Source organism: Ruminococcus sp. XPD3002 (genome assembly GCA_900119535.1).
GTDB lineage: Bacteria > Bacillota > Clostridia > Oscillospirales > Ruminococcaceae > Ruminococcus > Ruminococcus flavefaciens_H.
Genome location: FPJT01000004.1, coordinates 148,027 through 167,665, shown reverse-complemented (window position 1 = coordinate 167,665; position 19,639 = coordinate 148,027). Strand labels below are relative to the sequence as shown.

At 46.0% G+C, this 19,639-nt stretch carries 21 protein-coding genes and 1 tRNA gene; 12 read left to right on the top strand and 10 right to left on the bottom strand.

All coding sequences use genetic code 11. The annotated features are described in order from the left end of the window. Nucleotides 1-77: 77 nt before the first annotated feature. Both BT127_RS05150 and thrH read right to left on the bottom strand, forming a co-directional pair. Nucleotides 78-1,184, bottom strand: a complete 1,107-nt coding sequence (locus BT127_RS05150; RefSeq protein WP_075423959.1) for a metallophosphoesterase — start codon at nt 1,182-1,184, stop codon at nt 78-80. Between the two features lie 2 nt (nt 1,185-1,186). After that, nucleotides 1,187-1,789 carry a bifunctional phosphoserine phosphatase/homoserine phosphotransferase ThrH gene (gene thrH, locus BT127_RS05145; protein WP_075423958.1) on the bottom strand — a complete coding sequence of 201 codons (603 nt, stop codon included), beginning with the start codon at nt 1,787-1,789 and terminating at the stop codon, nt 1,187-1,189. A gap of 428 nt (nt 1,790-2,217) precedes the next feature. On the opposite strand from thrH, the gene BT127_RS05140 reads away from it, so the two are divergent. The 3 genes from BT127_RS05140 (at nt 2,218) to scfB (ending at nt 4,909) form a co-directional block, all read left to right on the top strand. After that, entirely contained in the window at nt 2,218-3,153 is a 936-nt protein-coding gene (locus BT127_RS05140; RefSeq protein ID WP_075423957.1) for a magnesium transporter CorA family protein, read from the top strand. Between the two features lie 156 nt (nt 3,154-3,309). Next, nucleotides 3,310-3,447 carry a six-cysteine ranthipeptide SCIFF gene (scfA, locus tag BT127_RS05135; RefSeq protein ID WP_075423956.1) on the top strand — a complete coding sequence of 46 codons (138 nt, stop codon included), beginning with the start codon at nt 3,310-3,312 and terminating at the stop codon, nt 3,445-3,447. 94 nt (nt 3,448-3,541) lie between these two features. Further along, nucleotides 3,542-4,909 (top strand): thioether cross-link-forming SCIFF peptide maturase, encoded by a 1,368-nt coding sequence (scfB, locus tag BT127_RS05130; protein WP_075423955.1) that lies wholly within the window; start codon nt 3,542-3,544, stop codon nt 4,907-4,909. Between the two features lie 82 nt (nt 4,910-4,991). Here the strand turns inward: scfB and BT127_RS05125 are convergent, their stop codons facing one another. From BT127_RS05125 to BT127_RS05090, 8 genes are all read right to left on the bottom strand, one after another. Then, on the bottom strand, nt 4,992-6,530 hold the full coding sequence (locus BT127_RS05125) for an O-antigen ligase family protein (protein ID WP_075423954.1): 1,539 nt from the start codon (nt 6,528-6,530) through the stop codon (nt 4,992-4,994). A 95-nt stretch (nt 6,531-6,625) separates the two neighbouring features. Then, nucleotides 6,626-8,224: a ribonuclease Y gene (gene rny / locus BT127_RS05120; protein WP_075423953.1), complete on the bottom strand. Its 1,599-nt coding sequence runs from the start codon at nt 8,222-8,224 to the stop codon at nt 6,626-6,628. Nucleotides 8,225-8,763: 539 nt separating this feature from the next. Beyond that, nucleotides 8,764-9,264 (bottom strand): nucleoside deaminase, encoded by a 501-nt coding sequence (locus tag BT127_RS05115; protein WP_075423952.1) that lies wholly within the window; start codon nt 9,262-9,264, stop codon nt 8,764-8,766. After that, nucleotides 9,264-10,445, bottom strand: coding sequence for a CPBP family intramembrane glutamic endopeptidase (locus tag BT127_RS05110; RefSeq protein ID WP_075423951.1), 1,182 nt, complete (start codon nt 10,443-10,445; stop codon nt 9,264-9,266). The genes BT127_RS05115 and BT127_RS05110 overlap by 1 nt, the downstream gene beginning before the upstream one ends. Nucleotides 10,446-10,579: 134 nt before the next feature. Beyond that, nucleotides 10,580-11,386 (bottom strand): amidohydrolase family protein, encoded by an 807-nt coding sequence (locus BT127_RS05105; RefSeq protein WP_075423950.1) that lies wholly within the window; start codon nt 11,384-11,386, stop codon nt 10,580-10,582. Nucleotides 11,387-11,389: 3 nt separating this feature from the next. Then, complete coding sequence (locus BT127_RS05100) at nt 11,390-11,740, bottom strand: ArsR/SmtB family transcription factor (RefSeq protein WP_075423949.1); 351 nt, start codon at nt 11,738-11,740, stop codon at nt 11,390-11,392. Nucleotides 11,741-11,750: 10 nt separating this feature from the next. Further along, nucleotides 11,751-12,197 (bottom strand): hypothetical protein, encoded by a 447-nt coding sequence (locus BT127_RS05095; protein ID WP_075423948.1) that lies wholly within the window; start codon nt 12,195-12,197, stop codon nt 11,751-11,753. Nucleotides 12,198-12,476: 279 nt separating this feature from the next. Next, nucleotides 12,477-12,561 (bottom strand) — tRNA-Leu (locus BT127_RS05090). A 364-nt stretch (nt 12,562-12,925) separates the two neighbouring features. Here BT127_RS05090 and BT127_RS05085 point away from each other — a divergent pair. The 9 genes from BT127_RS05085 to BT127_RS05045 all read left to right on the top strand — a co-directional run bounded on the left by BT127_RS05085 (nt 12,926) and on the right by BT127_RS05045 (nt 19,574). Next, nucleotides 12,926-13,171 carry an IreB family regulatory phosphoprotein gene (locus BT127_RS05085; protein ID WP_075423947.1) on the top strand — a complete coding sequence of 82 codons (246 nt, stop codon included), beginning with the start codon at nt 12,926-12,928 and terminating at the stop codon, nt 13,169-13,171. A 291-nt stretch (nt 13,172-13,462) separates the two neighbouring features. Continuing rightward, nucleotides 13,463-15,433, top strand: coding sequence for a cellulase family glycosylhydrolase (locus BT127_RS05080; RefSeq protein ID WP_075423946.1), 1,971 nt, complete (start codon nt 13,463-13,465; stop codon nt 15,431-15,433). A 241-nt stretch (nt 15,434-15,674) separates the two neighbouring features. Then, complete coding sequence (rplU, locus tag BT127_RS05075) at nt 15,675-15,986, top strand: 50S ribosomal protein L21 (protein WP_075423945.1); 312 nt, start codon at nt 15,675-15,677, stop codon at nt 15,984-15,986. A gap of 5 nt (nt 15,987-15,991) precedes the next feature. Beyond that, nucleotides 15,992-16,306 carry a ribosomal-processing cysteine protease Prp gene (locus BT127_RS05070; protein ID WP_075423944.1) on the top strand — a complete coding sequence of 105 codons (315 nt, stop codon included), beginning with the start codon at nt 15,992-15,994 and terminating at the stop codon, nt 16,304-16,306. Nucleotides 16,307-16,308: 2 nt separating this feature from the next. Continuing rightward, nucleotides 16,309-16,590 carry a 50S ribosomal protein L27 gene (gene rpmA / locus BT127_RS05065; protein ID WP_075423943.1) on the top strand — a complete coding sequence of 94 codons (282 nt, stop codon included), beginning with the start codon at nt 16,309-16,311 and terminating at the stop codon, nt 16,588-16,590. 70 nt (nt 16,591-16,660) lie between these two features. Next, nucleotides 16,661-17,938: a GTPase ObgE gene (gene obgE, locus BT127_RS05060; protein WP_075423942.1), complete on the top strand. Its 1,278-nt coding sequence runs from the start codon at nt 16,661-16,663 to the stop codon at nt 17,936-17,938. Then, nucleotides 17,922-18,353 (top strand): Mini-ribonuclease 3, encoded by a 432-nt coding sequence (locus tag BT127_RS05055; protein WP_502687144.1) that lies wholly within the window; start codon nt 17,922-17,924, stop codon nt 18,351-18,353. The genes obgE and BT127_RS05055 overlap by 17 nt, the downstream gene beginning before the upstream one ends. Continuing rightward, entirely contained in the window at nt 18,346-18,834 is a 489-nt protein-coding gene (locus tag BT127_RS05050) for a P-loop nucleotide/nucleoside kinase family protein (RefSeq protein WP_075423941.1), read from the top strand. Before BT127_RS05055 ends, BT127_RS05050 begins: the two co-directional genes overlap by 8 nt. 5 nt (nt 18,835-18,839) lie before the next feature. Then, nucleotides 18,840-19,574 carry a YebC/PmpR family DNA-binding transcriptional regulator gene (locus BT127_RS05045; protein WP_075423940.1) on the top strand — a complete coding sequence of 245 codons (735 nt, stop codon included), beginning with the start codon at nt 18,840-18,842 and terminating at the stop codon, nt 19,572-19,574. The last annotated feature ends 65 nt before the right edge of the window (nt 19,575-19,639 follow it).

The window sequence follows — 19,639 nt, the reverse complement described above, 5'->3', positions numbered from 1 at the left end:
CAGTTTGATAGGTATATAAAACAAAAAACCATAGTACTCCGAACTGCTGTCGGAAATACTATGGTTTAATTTACAGATCATTGTTTCTTAACATCAATGATTACGAATTCGGAAAAAGTACCCGTTTTGAACGGGATAGCCCAGCCTGAGATGCCTGACGTTACGATGAAGTCAGTGGTTCCGCGGCGTTCCGTACCGTATACACGGTCATTTGCACCCATGAGCTTGCCTATCTGTCCTGCGGGGAACAGGTGTCCGCCGTGAGTGTGTCCAGACAATACAAGGTCTGAACCCTCTATTGCCTCTGCTTCATAGTCATTCGGCTGATGATCGAGAACTATCATGTACTTGGACTTATCAAGTCCGGCAGTCAGGTCGGACATTGAAAGCCTTTCCTCATCGGACTTGTCCTTGCGTCCGATCACGTAGAATTCATCGTTGACCAGTACATTTTCGTCTTCGAGGATGATAACGTTGTTGCGTTTAAGTTCGGCACGAAGATCTCCTGTATTGAAATCACGCTTAGTCTTTGAGTAGCCTTTATCGTGGTTTCCGAAAATGAAGTATACACCGTATTTTGTCTGGATATCGCCGAGAGCCTGACAAGCACGTATCATATCGCTGCGGCAGCTGTCGTCGTCCACGAAATCGCCTGCCACGACAACCATATCGGGGTGAACTGCGTTTACACGCTCCATTTCTGAGGCGAACTTTTCACCGTCGAGGGTAATGCCGAGGTGAGAATCAGCTATCTCGACTATCCTCAGCTGTCCCGAACCGATATCCTTAGCGGTGTGCATGGTGTAGCTTGTCTGATAAACGGTATGAGCCTGATGCCAGCCGTAGATCAGATATCCTGCGGTAAGGAGCAGAGCAACTGCGCCTTCGTAGTTCCTGTAGCGTTCCCAGCCGTTCATCTTGCGGATGAAATAAGCGACGATATCGCATACTGCCCAGATAACGAAAAGATGTATCAGGACTATTATAGCGGTCCATGTATTTATCCTGAGCGAAGCCAGAACAATAAGCACCAGCGGCAGTAATGCTATGATCCAGGAGATCAGCTTGAATTTTTTTCCGAGTTTTTCAATGAAGCTGAAACGGTGAAAGCGGGTCAGGAGGTAGGCTGTCCCGCCGGCAGCCATAACAATAAGAAGTATAAACAGTATCAGCCACATTATCATAATTATTTTATAGCTTCCTTTATAGCTGAGAGAAGTTCGTCATATGTCTCGAAAGCAGGAAGCTCGGGGTAGTCCTTCTTTATCTGTTCGGTGCTTCTGAAGAGGAAGCCTGCCTTACTTGCCTGAATCATGCCGAGGTCGTTGTAGCTGTCGCCGCTTGCGATAGTATCGTAACCAATGGACTGAAGTGCCTTTACGGTAGTGAGCTTGGACTTTTCACAGCGCATCTTGAAGCCTGTTATCTCGCCGTTGTCTGCTACTTCGAGAGAGTTGCAGAAGATAGTTGGCCAGCCCAGCTTCTTCATAAGAGGTGAAGCGAACTGTGTGAATGTGTCGCTGATGATGATAGTCTGGCAGATAGAACGAAGCTCGTCAAGGAACTCCTTAGCGCCGGGCATAGGATCGATCTTAGCGATAGTGTCCTGTATCTCTCTGAGTCCGAGGCCGTGTTCTTTGAGAACTCCAAGGCGCCAGTTCATGAGTTTGTCATAGTCGGGTTCGTCACGGGTAGTTTTTTTCAGTTCGGGGATGCCGCTTGCTTCTGCGAAAGCGATCCATATCTCGGGTACGAGAACTCCCTCAAGGTCAAGACAGGTTATGTACATAATTGTTCCTCCGTTTTCTTAAGTTTTACATATAACATTATACATCAATAAGCGTTCTTTGTAAATAGCTGACGGAGTAAAAGTTAGTATTGACATATAGTTTTTTTCTGTTGATTATTATTGAGCTGCAAAAATAACTGAAACGGATAAAAGTAAAAAAAGTAACACTTGTAATATGCGGAATAGTGTGATATAATGTAAATATACTATGCTTTAAAGCAGGATACGGAGGTGCAATATGAATCCTGACCCTTATGGGAGTATAAAATTCTCAACTAAAAGCTTCGGCAGGCTCATTCTGTGCGCCTTTCGTCAGTGTTCCGCTTTGTAAGCAGACTGAAGAACGGCAGCTCCTTTCTGTCTGTGCCGAAGTAATTTCCGGAGAAAGGAGAGCTGTCCCTGACTCTGTGCAGGGACACAAATAACCCATGATTTGTTTTTACACTAACACAGACGGAAGATTCACACAGTGCGATGAAGCGACTGCAGGCTGCTGGATATCGGTAATAGCGCCAACTCCCCAGGAGATAAAGGAGCTTATCGATGTTTACGGTCTTGACAGCGGATTCGTAAAGTCCGCACTCGATGAGGAAGAGTCGTCACGTATCGAGCGTGAGGACGAACAGACTCTTGTTATCATAGATACACCTGTATCATCAATGGATGAGGATAAGACAAAGATGTTCTATACCCTTCCTATGGGCATCATAATAACAAAGGAGTATGTTTTCACCATATCCCTTCAGCAGACTCAGCTTCTTGACGAGGCTACAAGGGGAACAATACGAAACCTTCGTCCCGATTTCAAGACGAGGTTCGTACTACAGCTGCTTCTGCGAATTGCAGCATTGTTCCTTATGCACCTGAAGCAGATAGACAAGATATCATCCGCAGCAGAACAGGAGCTTCATGACGCCATGAAGAATGAGCTTCTCATGCAGCTCCTTGCACTTGAAAAGTCACTGGTCTATTTTTCAACTTCACTGAAAGCCAACGAAGCTACAATTGAAAAGATACACCGAGGAAGAGTAATCAAGCTCTACGACGAGGATCAGGACCTCCTTGAGGACGTTCTCATCGAGATGAAACAGGCGATCGAGATGGCAAGCATCTACAGCGGTATCCTTTCGAGTATGATGGACGGCTTCTCATCGGTAATATCCAATAACCAGAATATCGTTATGTGGCGGTTGACTATCATAACGGTCATACTCGAGATACCGAATATCATCGTAGGCTACTACGGAATGAACATACAGACGGGAACTCTGCCCTTTGATTCATCGTGGATATACCCTACGCTCATGATAATAGGCGTTGTATCGATAATGACGATACTGATGATGCGGAACAACAAAAAGTAGCGCTGCTGTGTCTATTATGATGATATTCAACTGATATTATTGTACAAAATATCCAAAGTTTGCTTTTGGAGAAAAAACTATTGAAAAATCACGGGAAATGTGATATAATGTATTTGATAGGCAGGTATGCCGTAAACCAAACAGGAGGAAATTACAATGAAACATATTCAGACTATCAATAAGGCTAACCTTAAGGAATCTGCTCAGAAGGGCGGATGCGGCAAGTGCCAGGCTTCATGCCAGTCTGCTTGCAAGACTTCATGCACTGTTGCTAACCAGAAGTGCGAGAGATAAGCGATCGCTTTACGAAAGTCTTATGAGGCAGTATTTTATGCTGCCTCATATTTTTTGCTGAAAAATAAGCTGTGAAAAAGAAAGGGTTATTACTATGATACATAAGTATAAACTTAAAGGCTATGATATAGTCCTCGACGTAAACAGCGGCGGAGTACATATAGTCGATGACCTTACATTCGACCTTCTGGACTATGTTCAGCCGCCTTTTGACGCGGAATGTCCAGCGGAGGCTATGGATAAGCTCTCGGAAAAATACTCACCCGAGGATATAAAGGAGTGCTATGAGGAGATAGTCGAGCTCTATAACGATAAGATACTCTTCTCCGAGGACGACTACGAGAAGTATGCCAAGTATTCCGTGGCTTCACCTGTAAAGGCTATGTGCCTTAATATAGCACATGACTGTCAGCTCCGCTGCAAGTACTGCTTCGCATCTACAGGCGACTTCGGCAAGGGCAGAAAGCTTATGTCCTATGAAACAGGTAAACATGCCATAGACTTCCTGCTTGAAAATTCAGGCGATCGTCCTAACCTCGAACTGGACTTCTTCGGCGGTGAGCCTCTTATGAACTTCAAGGTTGTAAAGCAGATAGTCGAGTATGCCCGTTCACGCGAAAAGGAATACAACAAGAAGTTCCGCTTCACTATCACAACAAACGGACTCCTTCTTGACGACGAAAAGATAGATTTCATCAACCGTGAGATGTCCAACGTGGTTCTTTCCATTGACGGGCGCAAGGAGGTAAATGACTACTTCCGCGTTCTTGCGAACGGAAAGGGATGCTATGACACTATCCTACCGAAGTACCAGAAGCTCGTTGCAGGACGAGGCGATAAGGAGTATTATGTCCGCGGCACCTTCACTAACAGGAACAAGGACTTCTCCGAGGACGTTTTCGCACTTTACGATGCAGGCTTCGATCAGATATCCATTGAGCCTGTTGTAGGTGAGGGAGACGAGTACGCTCTCACTATGGAGGACCTTCCCGAGGTATTCGCAGAGTATGACCGTCTTTCGGACCGCATACTTGAAAACGAGAAGAACGGAAAGAAGTTCAATTTCTTCCACTTCATGCTTGACCTGGATCAGGGACCTTGTGCTATCAAGCGCCTGAGAGGCTGCGGCTGCGGAAATGACTATGTAGCCATAACTCCCGACGGAGATATTTTCCCGTGTCACCAGTTCGTAGGCATCGACGAATACAAAATGGGCAATATCGACGAGGGCACATTCAATCAGGAGATGAAGGCAGACTTCGCAAAGGCACATGTATACTCGAAGCCCGATTGCCGTGAGTGCTGGGCGAAGTTCTATTGCAGCGGCGGATGCAACGCCAATAATTACCAGTATATGGGCGATATAAGAAAAGCTCACAAGATATCCTGTGAGCTTGAAAAGAAACGTCTTGAATGTGCTATAATGCTTAAGGCAGTCCGTATGTTCGGAGAAAAGGAATGACCTTTCGGACCGGACTTTAAAGTAAATACTGAACAAAGAAACAGAGGGAAGTCCTTTTAATAAGGACTTCCCTCGTTTTGTATTACTTTTTCTTGGACTTCTTCTTGTTTTTGCTGCCTGATTTTTCGGTTTTTTCAGTTGCTTTCTCAGTCGAAGTATCCGCTGTTTTCTTAGCCGCAGCTTCTGTCTGTGGCTTATTTTTCATTATCTCCGCACATGAAGCACCTGCGGCAGTCCAGAAGATAGGTGAATAAGCGATATTGCTGCATCCGATGAAGAAGATGAGTATACCGCCGACAGTTACCGCGAATAATACGGGGAATGTCCATGAGACCTTGCGCTTAAGGTTCGTGATACCAACTGCTACAGCCGAGATAAGTACGGCTATAAGAGCGACCAGCGAGGGGATACCTCTTGTAGCGGCAGTATAAAGGTACTCGTTGTAAACCTTATCGAAGGTACCGTTGTTAACCTCGATAATATCACGGAGGTCAACGTCAGTTTTTTCCGGATCATCCGCAAAAGGATTGGTATAGAGCTGAGGCAGTACGAGCTGATCGGGACCTGTACCTGTAAGAGCGTGAGTTGAGATGATATTCTTGGTGCGGTCGTTGAGCTTGTAGTAAACATCGAAGGTATCATCGATGTCAACCTTGTCACTGTCTGGCATACCTGATGCAGAGATACGGAAGTAGCCGTCCGCCCACCAGAGGAGCTTTCCGTCATGGAGCGAATAGCCGTCCACATTGCCTATGATACCTGCCTGAACGATAAGGAAAGCGGCACAGGCAGGAAGTATAACTGCGAAAACCAATGCAAGGCGTTTTTTGGGAGCCTTTGAACTGAAGACTGATATAACACCCATCAGCACAGCGAGTACAAGTCCGCATATACCGATGAATGAGTAGGTGAACATCATAACAAATGACATCACACAGGTTGAAACGATGAAGAAAGTACGCTGTTTCTTGCTGCTGCTGCGGACGAATCCCACCATTGCAGCAATCATTGCAGCGGTAAGCACCATTGCAAGGAAAAGTGGCGACTGAGCAAGTCCTGAAGCAGCATATATCTCATCTGTTGAGGAGATTCTCTTATACTCACCGGGTTCACCAGTGATTATCTGAATGATACCGATAAGCGAGTGGAGAAGACCGACTCCCACAAGACCTGTGATGATAGTATTCATTGCCTGTTCTCTTTTGATAGAGAGTGCGGTCACGAAGAAGCTGAAATAGAAAAGTATAGCGAGGATGCCTTCGCCTCGACCTGTAAAGCCGTAAATCGAGATAGTAATATCGTATGAATCAACGACTGAAACTATTGCCCAAATGAAAAGGGCGGCGAAAGCGCAGCAGGGGACGATGAGTTTGCCCTTGATGTAATTTTTCATTGCGGATATGAGTGCAAGCACCATACAGGCAACTCCCGCAACTGCAAGTCCGCCGGCGGCCATAGCGTACAGTCCCGAGTTGTCAGCTATTTCGGGGATGAGAGTAAAGAGCGGAGCGAGGAACATAGCGCCCAGCAGACCGTATGAGGCGAGCTGTGAGTATTTTTCCTCTGTCATATTAAGAATGAAGTTTGATTTTTCCGTGGTGTGGAATATTTCTTTAGCCATAATTCTGGACCTTTCTTGCCCTTTCGGACAGAAGATTATTGTATCCGACAGTCAGAAAAAACTGCGGACAGCCTGAGCCGTCCGCAGTGTGTCGCTTATTTTGCGTAGTCAGTAACTCTGCTTTCGCGGATGATATTGACCTTGATCTGTCCCGGATAGTCCATTTCGGACTCGATCTGCTGAGCGATCTGTCTTGCAACGATGACCATTTTCTCATCGTTGATGACCTCTGGGAGGACCATGATCCTGACTTCACGTCCTGCCTGAACAGCAAAGCACTTCTCGACACCCTCGTAGGAGGTGCATATCTCCTCAAGCTTCTGAAGGCGTTTGATATAGCTTTCATAGTTTTCACTTCTTGCGGCAGGTCTTGCAGCGGAGATAGCGTCGGCAGCCTGAACTATGCAGGCGATGACCGTTTTTGGCTCAACATCGTTGTGGTGAGCTTCAACGGCATGGATAATAACAGGACTTTCGTTGTATTTTTTACAAACGTCAACACCGATCTGAACGTGAGAGCCCTCGATCTCTGAGGTAAGAGCCTTACCGATATCGTGGAGCAGTCCTGCACGGCGTGCAACGTTAGCATCTACACCAAGTTCCGAAGCGAGAACGCCGCAGAGCTTAGCGACCTCGATAGAATGATCGAGGACATTCTGTCTGTAACTTGTACGGAATTTCAGACGACCGATGAGCTTGATGAGCTCATGGTTAAGGCCATGAACGTTAGTTTCGATTACAGCGCGTTCGCCTTCCTGTTTGATGCGGTACTCTACCTCACGGCGAGCCTTATCGACCATTTCCTCAATACGTGTAGGATGGATACGTCCGTCAGCGATGAGCTTTTCAAGGGCGATCCTTGCGACCTCTCTGCGTATCTGGTCGAAGCAGGAAAGAGTGATAGCCTCAGGCGTATCGTCGATGATGAGATCAACGCCTGTAAGAGTCTCGAGGGTACGGATATTACGTCCCTCACGGCCTATGATGCGGCCTTTCATTTCATCGTTTGGCAGAGGAACGACAGACACGGCTGCTTCAGACACCTGATCGGCAGCGACCTTAGCGATAGCGAGAGATATGTAGCTTCTTGCCTTCTCCTGACATTCGTCCTTGAGCTGCTGCTCATAGGCTGCTATCTTAACGGCTTTTTCGTGTACGAGGTCATCCTCGAGTTTGGATATAAGGTATTCCTTAGCCTGATCCTTAGTGAACTCAGAGATCCTTTCGAGGACATCCATTTCTGTCTTCTTGATAGCCTCGGCTTCCTGAAGTTTTTCCTCAGCGGACTTTATCTTCTGATTGAGAAGCTCGTCCTTTTTCTCAAGATTATCATTTTTCTTGTCGAGATTTTCCTCTTTCTGCTGTATACGTCTTTCCTGACGTGACAGTTCAGATCTGCGGTCCTTTATCTCCTTATCAGCTTCACTGCGGAGCTTATGGATCTCGTCCTTTGCTTCGATGAGCGCGCTTTTCTTTCTATTGTCTGCATCTTTTTCGGCATCTGCGATAAGACGTTTAGCCTGTTCTTCGATACGTTTAGCCTGCATTTCGGCGGAACCTGTTATGGATTCTGCTTCCTGCTTACGTTTTTCAACGCCTGCTTCAACGCCTTTGCCGAAGAAAATGGTCTTACCGATGAAGAAACCTGCTGTGAGAGCTATCAAGATAAGAACAATAGCTAAAATCGGGTTCATGAGCATTCCCTCCTTTTCGTAATTGTAAATATAGTTTGTATCATAAAACTGATTACTACTACTCAGGCGGTAAATGCCGCGATATTTTATTCATTTGTAATATATCAAGAGTCCGGCGAAGGACCCGAAAACATGGTTGGACATACCGTCCTTTTTGCTTCGGTATCATATAATGAACCGCCTGAAACTGCTGATGAAAGCGGAAGGCGGATCAATGATCTAAAACAAAGCTGCAATTTACGCCTGTATAAGTAATACTTCTGCAAATAAATACAACATAAATATTATACACTTTTTAGAAAAGGATGTCAATAGAAAAAGGGGCGATTTGTTAAGCATGTGCATAAATTAATTTATTGAATATATTGCTCTCTCAACTGAACCTTGCCGTCAGATGCTTGCCATAAAGAATATTTCTCTGCGTCAGGAAAAACTGAAATGCGAAAGTGTTCCTGTGCTTTCCTTTCTTGATATATTACTTTTCTGACTTTGCCTTTGGGGCAAAGATTAATTGAGAGAGCAATAAAAAACGGACTCTGTCATTCAGAGTCCGTAACTTTGTCAAGAGACTTTATTTCTTTTAGCATTTTATGTTTTATCCTGAGCTGTCTGAAGAATTCCGACAGAACAGCCGAACATTCCTCCTGCATTAACCCGCCTTCAACGTTCGGGAAGTGGTTATATGGAAGCTCGAACATATGCTGTACAGACACGGCGGAGCCGCTTTTGAGGTCGTAGGCACCGAAATAAACATCGTCTATCCTTGAGTTGATGATAGCGCCGCAGCACATTGGGCAGGGCTCAAGGGTGACATAGATAGCACATTCGGGGAGCCTCCAGCCGCCGAGTTTTCGGCAAGCCTGGTCTATAGCCTGTATTTCGGCATGTGCGAGAGCGTTTTTCTGAGTCTCACGCATATTTCTTCCTTCGCCGATTATCTCTCCCGTAGTTTTCTTTACAACGACTGCGCCTACGGGAACTTCGCCTTCGGCGGCGGCAGCCTGTGCCAGTTCAAGGGCACGTTTCATGTATTTTTCCATTAGTACACCAGTTTTATAATCGCATAGACGAAGCATACAGCGGCAACTGCCGAATACGGGAATATCTTCACAGAGTTGAAAACTCTCATTCCGAATGTCTGCTTTGAGGTGAAGATAGCCAGACCGTGAGCGGGACTTTCGTCATCCGTTCCGTTTTTATCGATGAGCCATGCGATGAACAGTAATATAGCGCCTGTTATGAATACAATGAGTATGAAGAAATTCCTTGTAAGCGGCATATCTTCGGAGGGATCGACCTCGAGAAGCGTTATCGCAAGCTCATACATCTTGTATATTACGCTTACGGACATTGCGGTGAATATAGAGCCGCTCCTGAGCATTCCGTAAGATGCGATAAGCGAAAGGAAGAATACGGGGATAGCTTCACGTAGATCTGTTGTAAGCATTGCGGCGGTGACCGATGTTATAAGGATCGCAAAGGGATCGCCGAACTGCCTGAGTACTGCGAACATAGCTCCTCTGAAGAAAAGCTCGGAAAGGATCGACATAATGACGATATCGAAAAGAGAATAGATAACAACTTCCAATTGTCCCCACATTTCGACATCCGTATTCAGCGTACTGAAATATGCGTATATTTCCCGTGTATCATTGGAGTATGCCTTTGGAAGGAAATTTATGGTACACAGGATAAGCGTCATTGACAGTGCGAGGACGAGACCGATCGGATGAGTCATCTTATCCATTTTTCTTACATTTTTCGGGACTTTAAACTTGCTGTTGAGAAAAATTGTCGGGACTAACACTTTAAGTAAGGACGAAGCGATGAGGAGAGAAACTATCTCTACGCTGCCTCCGTAAAGTGAGGAATTGAAAATGGTGGTATGTATAGAAAAGCCGAATATAGAAAGCACTTGAGCGACCAGTTTTATGGCGATAGTATCCATGACCAGCCATATCAGAGCAGCCAGACCGAGGGTATAGAATATTTTCGAGAGAACATCGTTTTCTTCTTCAAGGGGATAACGAGCGACGAAGCCGCGTCCCTCGATGTACACTATTTCTCTTTGATTTGCTCTGAAATTGAAAGTAAAAGGATTATTCCTTTGTTTGCGCCATTTGATAAACTCTGTGTTGTATGAGCTGTGCTGTGTGGAGTAGTCGAACTCATCAACAACGTTTATAATGTCGGCAGAATGGCCACCAGTGAAATTGTTCATTCGACCACCTCCCTTTTATCAATTACAGCTCTGTCAGCGTATAGTTTGTCTTTATAATGCTAACATATTTTAAGCTATGCGGTGTTATTATTTTAGTCATATCATCTTAATATTCTGTTAATTGATTAATTGAACTAATGTAATTGCCTGCCGACAAGCTTTTCAGCATTTTTATGGAATATGAGTTCGCGTTCTTCATCCGTGAACGGCATCCTGTTTATAAGCGCTATTTCGTTTTCGGGATGATCCCAGGGGCAGTCGCTTCCGAAGAGTATTTTGTCCGCACCTTGTTTCTGCGCGATGCTCAGGAACTTTTCATCGGAAATATAATTTGCGACTACGCCTGTATCAAAATAGAGGTTTTCATACCTTCCTGCGAGACGGTCCTCGACCTCATCCGCACATTTTATACCTCCCATGTGGGCGGCGATTATGGTCAGGTCGGGAAATTTCTCGGCGATGTCAGCAAAGGTTTTTGGAGAAGCAAGGGGTTCGTCGCCTCCGAAGGGATCCCAGCCGCCGTGAAATACCACGAAGACCCCGAGTTCGGCAGCTTTTCTGTAAATCGGGAAAGCCTTGCTGTCGTTGGGACGGAAATGCTGGTATTCCGAGTGGAATTTCAGTCCGCAGAGTCCGAGGGAGTATATCCTTTCGACCTCCTGAACCGCATCATCGGCATCGGGGTGAACGGAACCGCAGCAGTACAGTTTATCGTTCATGATGCTTGCAGCCCAGTTGTTGATGGTTGTCTGCTGAGTAGGCTTTGTAGCTATAGGAAGGAGCATCGCATTATCTATCCCGTTTTTTTCAAGGACGTTCATAAGACCTGCGAGAGTTCCGTCGGTTGCGGGAGTTATACCGCTGGTCTCGGATAAGCCTGACATTGCCCTTTCGACTATGGAATCGGCGAAAGCGTGTGTGTGAAAATCGAAATACTTCATTGCTTACTCCATTACGTGTTCCATAGCGGCGTAGAATATTTTCTGAACGTGTGAATCACAGAGGGAATAGAATATAGTCTTTCCGTCACGCCGCGCATTTACGAGACGAGCCTGTTTCAGCACACGAAGCTGATGTGAAATCGCTGACTGAGTCATACCCAGAAGGTCCGCTATATCGCAGACGCACATCTCGCTCTGACAAAGTACGAAAATAATGCGGATACGAGTTGAGTCGCCGAAAACTTTGAGCAGCTCGGCGGCGTCATACAGGACTCCTTCGTCGGGCATCACCTTGGAGACTTTGTCGACGATGTCCTGATGTATGCCGCAGTCTCCGCAGATATGTTCTTCCATGTTGACCTCCTTACATAACGAACGAAAACATCCAGAACGATGCGAATACCGCCAATGTACTGCATATGAATCCGAGGATGCATGTGAGTATTGTCCAGATGTCGAATACACGCTTCATGCTCTTGCTGAACATGACTGTGTAGGTACGGTCTGTGCGGTACATTTTATCGTTGAGTATCATTTCGCTCGGGAAAAAGCACGGATATTCAACTCCGTCAATGTTGTAGAAAGCGACTTTGAACCTGTTCTTGGAAGAAGGAGGGAAGTCGATACGTGTGAACTGTGCTTTTTTCTTTTTTGAGAAGGCGAGGCGGATACAGCTGTAAAGAAAGAGTATCGCCATGGAGATTATGGTAAGTTCTATAAGCGCAAGAATGCCGAGAACTATGTATTCTGTGCTGATGTTGAAGATGAGGCAGAGTACTACGATGACAGCAAGAGCAAGAATGATCTCCATATAAACACCTCCGTGTATCAATATATAAAATATTATACCGCAAAAGCGGAACGCTGCGGTATAATTGCCCGAAATGCAGGGAGCAAATCGGAGATTTGCGTATCTGCAAGGGCGTTCAGATAAAATATAATGAATACTTTGCGTTCATTATACCACATTTTTGGCGATACGTCAAATCTTGTTGTACAAAGTGTATTGAAGGTATACAGGAGGCTTTAATATATAATAATGTATAGTCCGGATAAAAAATAAAAGCTACGCAATTTGCGTAGCTTTTATTGGTGCGAGTAATGGGACTTGAACCCATACGTCTCTCGACACACGCCCCTCAAACGTGCCTGTCTGCCTATTCCAGCACACTCGCATCACAGTTCTGTTCCGTGACTGCTTTAATATTATAGCAAATATCGGATGACTTGTCAAGAGTTTTTTGAAAATTTTTTTGGATTTTTTTGAAGAAAGTCCTGAAACGGCGGATCAAAGCCCAAAATCTGCTGAAAAAATTTTTTCTGAACCGTCAAAGAAGCTGAACTCTGTTGACGGACACAAGAAAAGCAATGTTTTTGTTTAAAACCTACAAAAGTGATGTACGATAACGTTCATATCAGAAAAAATTTCTCATTTCTCTTGCAATGCTGACGTTTTTAGGTTATAATATATAGTGAGCTTACTATTGATCCTGTAAAGGATCGGTCCAAGCACAATCCCGATCAGGAGGCTGATGAAATATGTTCGATAAAACTATGACATTTTCCGTTAACGAAGACAAGGAAGCAGAGCTTAAAAAGAATCTTACTATAATCTATGATGCTCTCACTCAGAAGGGCTACAATCCGATAAATCAGATCGTAGGCTATATCCTGTCCGAGGATCCTACCTACATAACGACCTACAACAATGCAAGAAGCCTTATCCGTCATATCGACCGTGACGAGCTGCTTCAGGTGCTTGTAAGGTCATACCTTCAGGGCTGATAAAAATATCCGTCTTTAAGGCGGAGGGGATCGCTGATAACGGAATGAACACGGCGGCAGGGGAAACTCTGCCGCTTTATGTTTATTATCCGCGCTGTTATACCGACTGTAGTAAATGCGGTGAAAAACATGTGAAAAATTGCGGTTTCTCTTGACATATAGGAGAATTCATGGTAAAATCATAATGAGAAGATACGACCATGGTACAGCTCCCGTATGCCGTGTCCTGCACTGCACTGCATCGGCTGCATGAACCAAATAAATCTTTGTATCTTGAGAGGGGAAAAAGCTATGAAGAATTTAACAAGATCAGTACTGGCTTTAGCTTCGGCTATGACTCTTACCTTTACAGGTGCAGTCTCTGCAGCTCCCGTACTGATGCAGCCTGTCACAACAGCAAACGCTGTAGATGACGGAAACGACGACTGGCTCCACGCAGAGGGAAGCCGTCTCTATGACATGAACGGAAACGAAGTATGGCTCACAGGTGCGAACTGGTTCGGCTTCAACTGTAACGAAGCTTGCCCGCATTACCTCTGGAGCGCTGATGCAGACGACTGTCTGACCGAGATCGCTGACCGCGGTATCAACATCATCCGTTTCCCTATTTCCACAGAGCTTATCGTTTCATGGATGAATGGTAAGCCAAAACCGGTAAACAGCTTCTCTGCAAACGCTGATCCTGCTTTTACAATAAACAAGGATTTCTGCGAAGCTGACGGTAAAACTCCTGTTGACAGTATGCAGGTATTCGATATCATGATGAAGAAGTGCAAGGAGCACGGAATCAAGGCATTTATCGATATCCACAGCCCACATACCGACAACTCAGGCCACAACTACAACCTCTGGTACGGCAAAGCGGGCGTAACTACAGACGTATGGATAGATTCACTGGTATGGCTTGCTGAGAAGTACAAGAACGACGATACCCTCCTTGCTTACGACCTTAAGAACGAGCCTCACGGCAAGGGACAGGAAGGCGATGCTGCTGCAAAGTGGGATGGTTCCAAAGACGAGAACAACTGGGCTTACGCTGCAACAAGATGCGCAGAGGCTATCCTCGATGTAAACCCACACGCTCTTATCCTTGTAGAAGGTGTTGAGCAGTCCATGAGCGGCGCTATGGAGGGCGACTACTGGGGCATGCCCGACAGACGTGACAATTCTCCATACATCGGCGCATGGTGGGGCGGTAACTTCCGCGGCGCAAGAGAGTTCCCTATAAAGCCAAAGCAGGGTACTTCACAGATAGTATACTCACCTCACGATTATGGTCCGTCTGTTTACGCACAGACATGGTTCGACAAGAACTTCACCGAAGAAACTCTCCTTAAGGACTACTGGTACGATACATGGGCATACATCAATGCCGAGGATATCGGTCCTGAGCTCATCGGCGAGTGGGGCGGACATATGGACGGAAAGGACAACCAGAAATGGATGACTCTCCTCCGCGATTACATGATAAAGCATCACATCAACCACACATTCTGGTGCCTCAACACCAACTCGGGTGATACAGGCGGACTCTGGGATGACCTCAGCTTCCAGCAGGGCACAGGTACAAAGATAAAGTGGAACGAGCCTAAGTATGAGCTGTTTGAAAAGGCTTTATGGCAGACAACAAGCGGCAAGTACATCGGTCTTGACCACCAGGTAGCACTCGGTAAGAACGGTATTTCACTTTCACAGTTCTACGCTTCGGGCGAGGGAAGCAACCTCGATGCAGGCGGTAAGGGTTCATCAGTTGTTATAACTCCTACACCAACTCCTGCTACGACTGCTCCTGTTGTTACAACAAAGGCTCCCGAGACAACTACAGCTGCTATAGTTACTACAACTGAGGCTCCTGTAACAACAACAGAAAAGGTTACTACAACAACAGTAGCTCCTACAACAACTACAGCTGCTCCTGCAACTACTACATCTCCCGTCAGTACAGCTACTGAACCGGCTGCGACTGAACCTCAGACTGCGCCTGAACCTCAGGCTGCGCCTGCTACTGATTCGCCAAATTCTCCTATCTCTAAGGCAGTTGTATATGGAGATGCGAACCTCAACGGTACTGTAGAGCTTGCAGACGCACTTCTCATTCTCCAGAACTGCGCTAATGCTACAAAGTATCCTATGTCCGAAGAAGCTGCTGATAACGCAGACGTTTATGAGAGAGGCGACGGAATTTCACCTATGGATGCACTCAGTATCCAGAAATACGATGCTAAGCTCATAAGCAAGCTCCCTGAGAGCATCAAGGCATAAGCCTTGTTTAAATCACATAATGAACGGCAGGAACTTCTCCTGCCGTTTTCTTTCTGTTATGTGAAAAATGCACAATTTCAGCGGCTTTGACCGCTTTCGTCATCTACTCGGAAAACTGCAAAAAATCCTTGACAACAGCGGAAAATTATGATAAAATAATATTGCCGCTTGTAAACAGGCTTTAAAGTTGTGCCATCACACGCCTGCTGCAGCGAGTTTATTGAAAAGGCAGGTGCCGCAAATGTACGCAGTTATCGAAACAGGCGGAAAGCAGTATCAGGTTAACGAAGGCGATATTATTTTCATTGAGAAGCTCGCAGCTGAGGCTGATGAGACAGTTACTTTCGACAAGGTAGTAGCTCTCGGAGCAGACAATGGTCTTAAGATCGGTACACCTTATGTTGACGGTGCAACTGTTAGCGCTAAGGTTCTTAAGAACGGCAAGGCTAAGAAGATCACTGTATTTACTTACAAGCCTAAGAAGGGCGAGAAGAAGAAGCAGGGTCACAGACAGCCTTACACTCAGGTACAGATCGAGTCTATCAAGGCTTAAGATCTATGATCAAAGCAGAGTTTTATGAATCCGACGGATTCAAGAAGGGATTCAGAGTCAAAGGACATGCTGAGTATGCCGATAAAGGACACGATATTGTCTGTGCGGCTGTATCAACAGCAGTGTCTATGGCTGCAAATATCATAACCGACGGCTTCGGTATCGATGCTGAAGTCTCGGCAGTAGACGATGAGATCGATCTCAATGTCAAAGCTCCCGATGAACATTCGGAGGCTGTGCTCAACATCCTTGTTGCACAGCTTGGTATGATACTTGAAGAATTTCCTGACACTATCAAAATCACTATTTCGGAGGTGTAAGTATGTTAAAGATCAGTATTCAGTTCTTCGCTCATAAAAAGGGTGTTGGTTCTACAAAGAACGGCCGTGATTCTGAGGCAAAGAGACTCGGCGTCAAGAGAGCTGACGGTCAGTTCGTAAAGGCTGGCAATATCCTCGTTCGTCAGAGAGGTACACACATCCACCCAGGTGAGGGCGTAGGTATCGGTTCTGATGATACATTATTCGCTACAGTAAGCGGAAGAGTTAAGTTTGAGCGTTACGGCCGCGACCGTAAGAAGGTTTCTGTATATACAGAGCAGTAATGATCAACGATCAAATAAATCCCGAGCTTTCGCTTGGGATTTTTCTTTAGAAAATCAGGGAGGTCGTAAAATGTTCGTAGACCAGGCAAAAATCAAGATCAAAGCAGGCGACGGCGGTGACGGTGCAGTATCATTCCACCGCGAAAAGTATGTTGCAGCAGGCGGCCCTGACGGCGGTGACGGCGGCAGAGGCGGAGACGTTGTCTTTCAGGTCGACGATAATTTCTCGACCCTCATCGATTTCAGATATAAAAGGAAATACGTCGCAGAACGCGGTCAGAACGGTTCAGCCCGCAACTGTACAGGCAAGAGCGCTCCGCCGCTTATAGTCAAGGTGCCGAGAGGTACTCTCGTCCGCGACGCAAATACGGGACGTATCATGGCGGATATGTCCACAGACGAGCCGAAGGTGCTTGCAAGAGGCGGTCAGGGAGGCAAGGGAAATGTCCACTTCGCCACCTCTACAAGACAGATACCCAAATTCGCTAAACCCGGTTATCCCGGCGAGGAGTTCGAGGTAACTCTCGAGCTTAAGCTCCTTGCGGATGTGGGACTTGTGGGATTCCCGAATGTCGGAAAATCCACCCTTATATCTGTTGTGAGCGCCGCAAAGCCAAAGATCGCAAACTACCATTTCACTACACTTACCCCCGTCCTCGGAGTTGTAAGAACTGACGAGGAGCGTTCCTTCGTAATGGCGGATATCCCGGGACTTATCGAGGGCGCAGGCGACGGTGTGGGACTTGGTCACGAATTCCTCCGCCACGTTGAAAGATGCCGCCTTATAGTACACGTTATCGACGTTTCAGGCATCGAGGGACGCGATCCCAAGGAGGATTTCGACATCATAAACGCAGAACTGGCTAAGTTCAACGAGGAACTTGCAGAGCGTCCGCAGATAGTTGCCGCAAATAAAGCTGATATGGCTACAGAGGAGCAGATAGAGGATCTCAGGAGCTTCATCGAGGCAAAGGGACTTCCTTTCTACTGTATCTCAGCCGCAACTACTCAGGGCACAAAGGAACTCGTAATGAAGATAGCCGAAGTCCTTGAAACTCTCCCTCCTATCAAGGAGTATGAGGCTGAACCTATCCCGCAGGCAGAGCTTGACGAGATGCTGGGCGTGGACAAGAAGTTCACCATAGAGGTAGAGGACGATGTATACTACGTTGAAGCACCGTGGATACAGCCTATAATGCGTACCGTCGATCCCGATGACTATTCATCACTGCAATACTTCCAGAGAGTTCTCATCAACAGCGGAATTATCGCAAAGCTTGAAGAAATGGGCGTCAAGGAAGGCGATACGGTAAGTATCGAGGGCTTCGAGTTTGACTTTGTATACTGATATGAACAGAGAATATTTATCAGAACGTGAAGCTAATACCTACAGTCCGCTGAGTCTTGCCTTTTTAGGTGACAGTGTGTATGATACACTTGTAAGGGACTATCTTCTGCGTCAGGCGAATATGCCTGTTGCAAAGCTTCACTCTGCAAAAATAAGACTTGTGTGTGCGGAATTTCAGTCCGATGCCTATGACGCACTCTCCGAACAGCTTACCGAGCACGAGCTTTCAGTGCTGAAAAGGGGACGCAATGCCACGGGAAACACTGTTCCGAAACACGCAGACGCTGTGCAATACCGCAGGGCTACAGCTATAGAGTGCCTTTTCGGCTACCTGTACATTACAGGTCAGAATGAGAGGATAACTCAGCTTTTTGAAGTCATGATGCCTGAGGAAACTGAGGTACAGAATGGCTAAGGTAGTAATGACATGCGGAAAGATATGCAGCGGAAAATCAACATACGCAGCAAAGCTGTGCAGTGAGCTTAACGGCGTTATATTGTCAATTGACGAGCTGACGCTTGCCCTGTTCAATAATGAAGCAGGGGATAAGCTTGATATGTATGTGGAACGAGCAAGAAGTTACTTATATAAACAGTCTGTCCGGCTTATCCGTGCAGGAGTGAATGTGGTTCTCGACTGGGGATTCTGGACTGAGGCTGAAAGAGAATACGCAAAGAGATTCTACGATTCTGAAGGTATTGAACATGAACTTCATTATCTGAGCATTGATGATGAACTCTGGAAAAAGAGGATCGATGGAAGAAATGCGCTGGTCAGCGAAGGAAAGACCGATGCATATTACGTTGATGAAGGACTCATGGAAAAATTTGCTTCGATATTTCAAGAACCTGAAGATCGTGAGATAAATAAAATAATTTCACAGATAGGAGTGTAAAAGCAATGTCAGGTCATTCAAAATGGAATAACATCAAGCGTAAGAAGGAAGCTACCGATGCTGCAAAGGGTAAGATCTTTACCAAGATAGGCAGAGAGATAACAGTTGTTGTCAAGGAGGGCGGTCCCGATCCTAACAATAACAGCAAGCTCCGTGATCTTATAGCAAAGGCTAAGGCAAACAACGTGCCTAACGACAATATCGACCGTATAATCAAGAAGGCTGCAGGCGACGGCGATAAAAACAACTACGAGAATATCACATACGAGGGATACGGTCCTAACGGCGTTGCTGTTATCGTAGAGTGCCTTACAGACAACAGAAACCGTACAGCAGGCGAAGTTCGTCACTATTTTGATAAGTTCGGCGGAAACCTCGGTACTATCGGATGCGTATCATTCATGTTCTCGAAAAAGGGTATAGTTATCCTTGAGAACACAGATCTCGACGAGGACAAGGTAATGGACGATGTATTCGAGTGCGGCGGCGACGATTTTGATATCAGCGACGAGACAGTAGAGATCGAGTGCGCTCCCGAGAGCGTAGGTGCAGTCCGTGAAGCTCTTACAGCAAAGGGATACAACGTACTTTCAGCAGAAGCAGAAATGGTTCCTGCTAACTATACAACTCTTACCGACGAGGAGCATATCAAGAAGATGAACCTTCTCCTTGAGCACCTCGAGGACAACGATGACGTTCAGAACGTTTATCACAACTGGGAAATGCCCGACGAGGAGTAAGTGGGTATATGGGGGAATTGTTGAGGGAAACCCTTTTGAAAAAGGGTTCTCCCTCAAACTCCCTT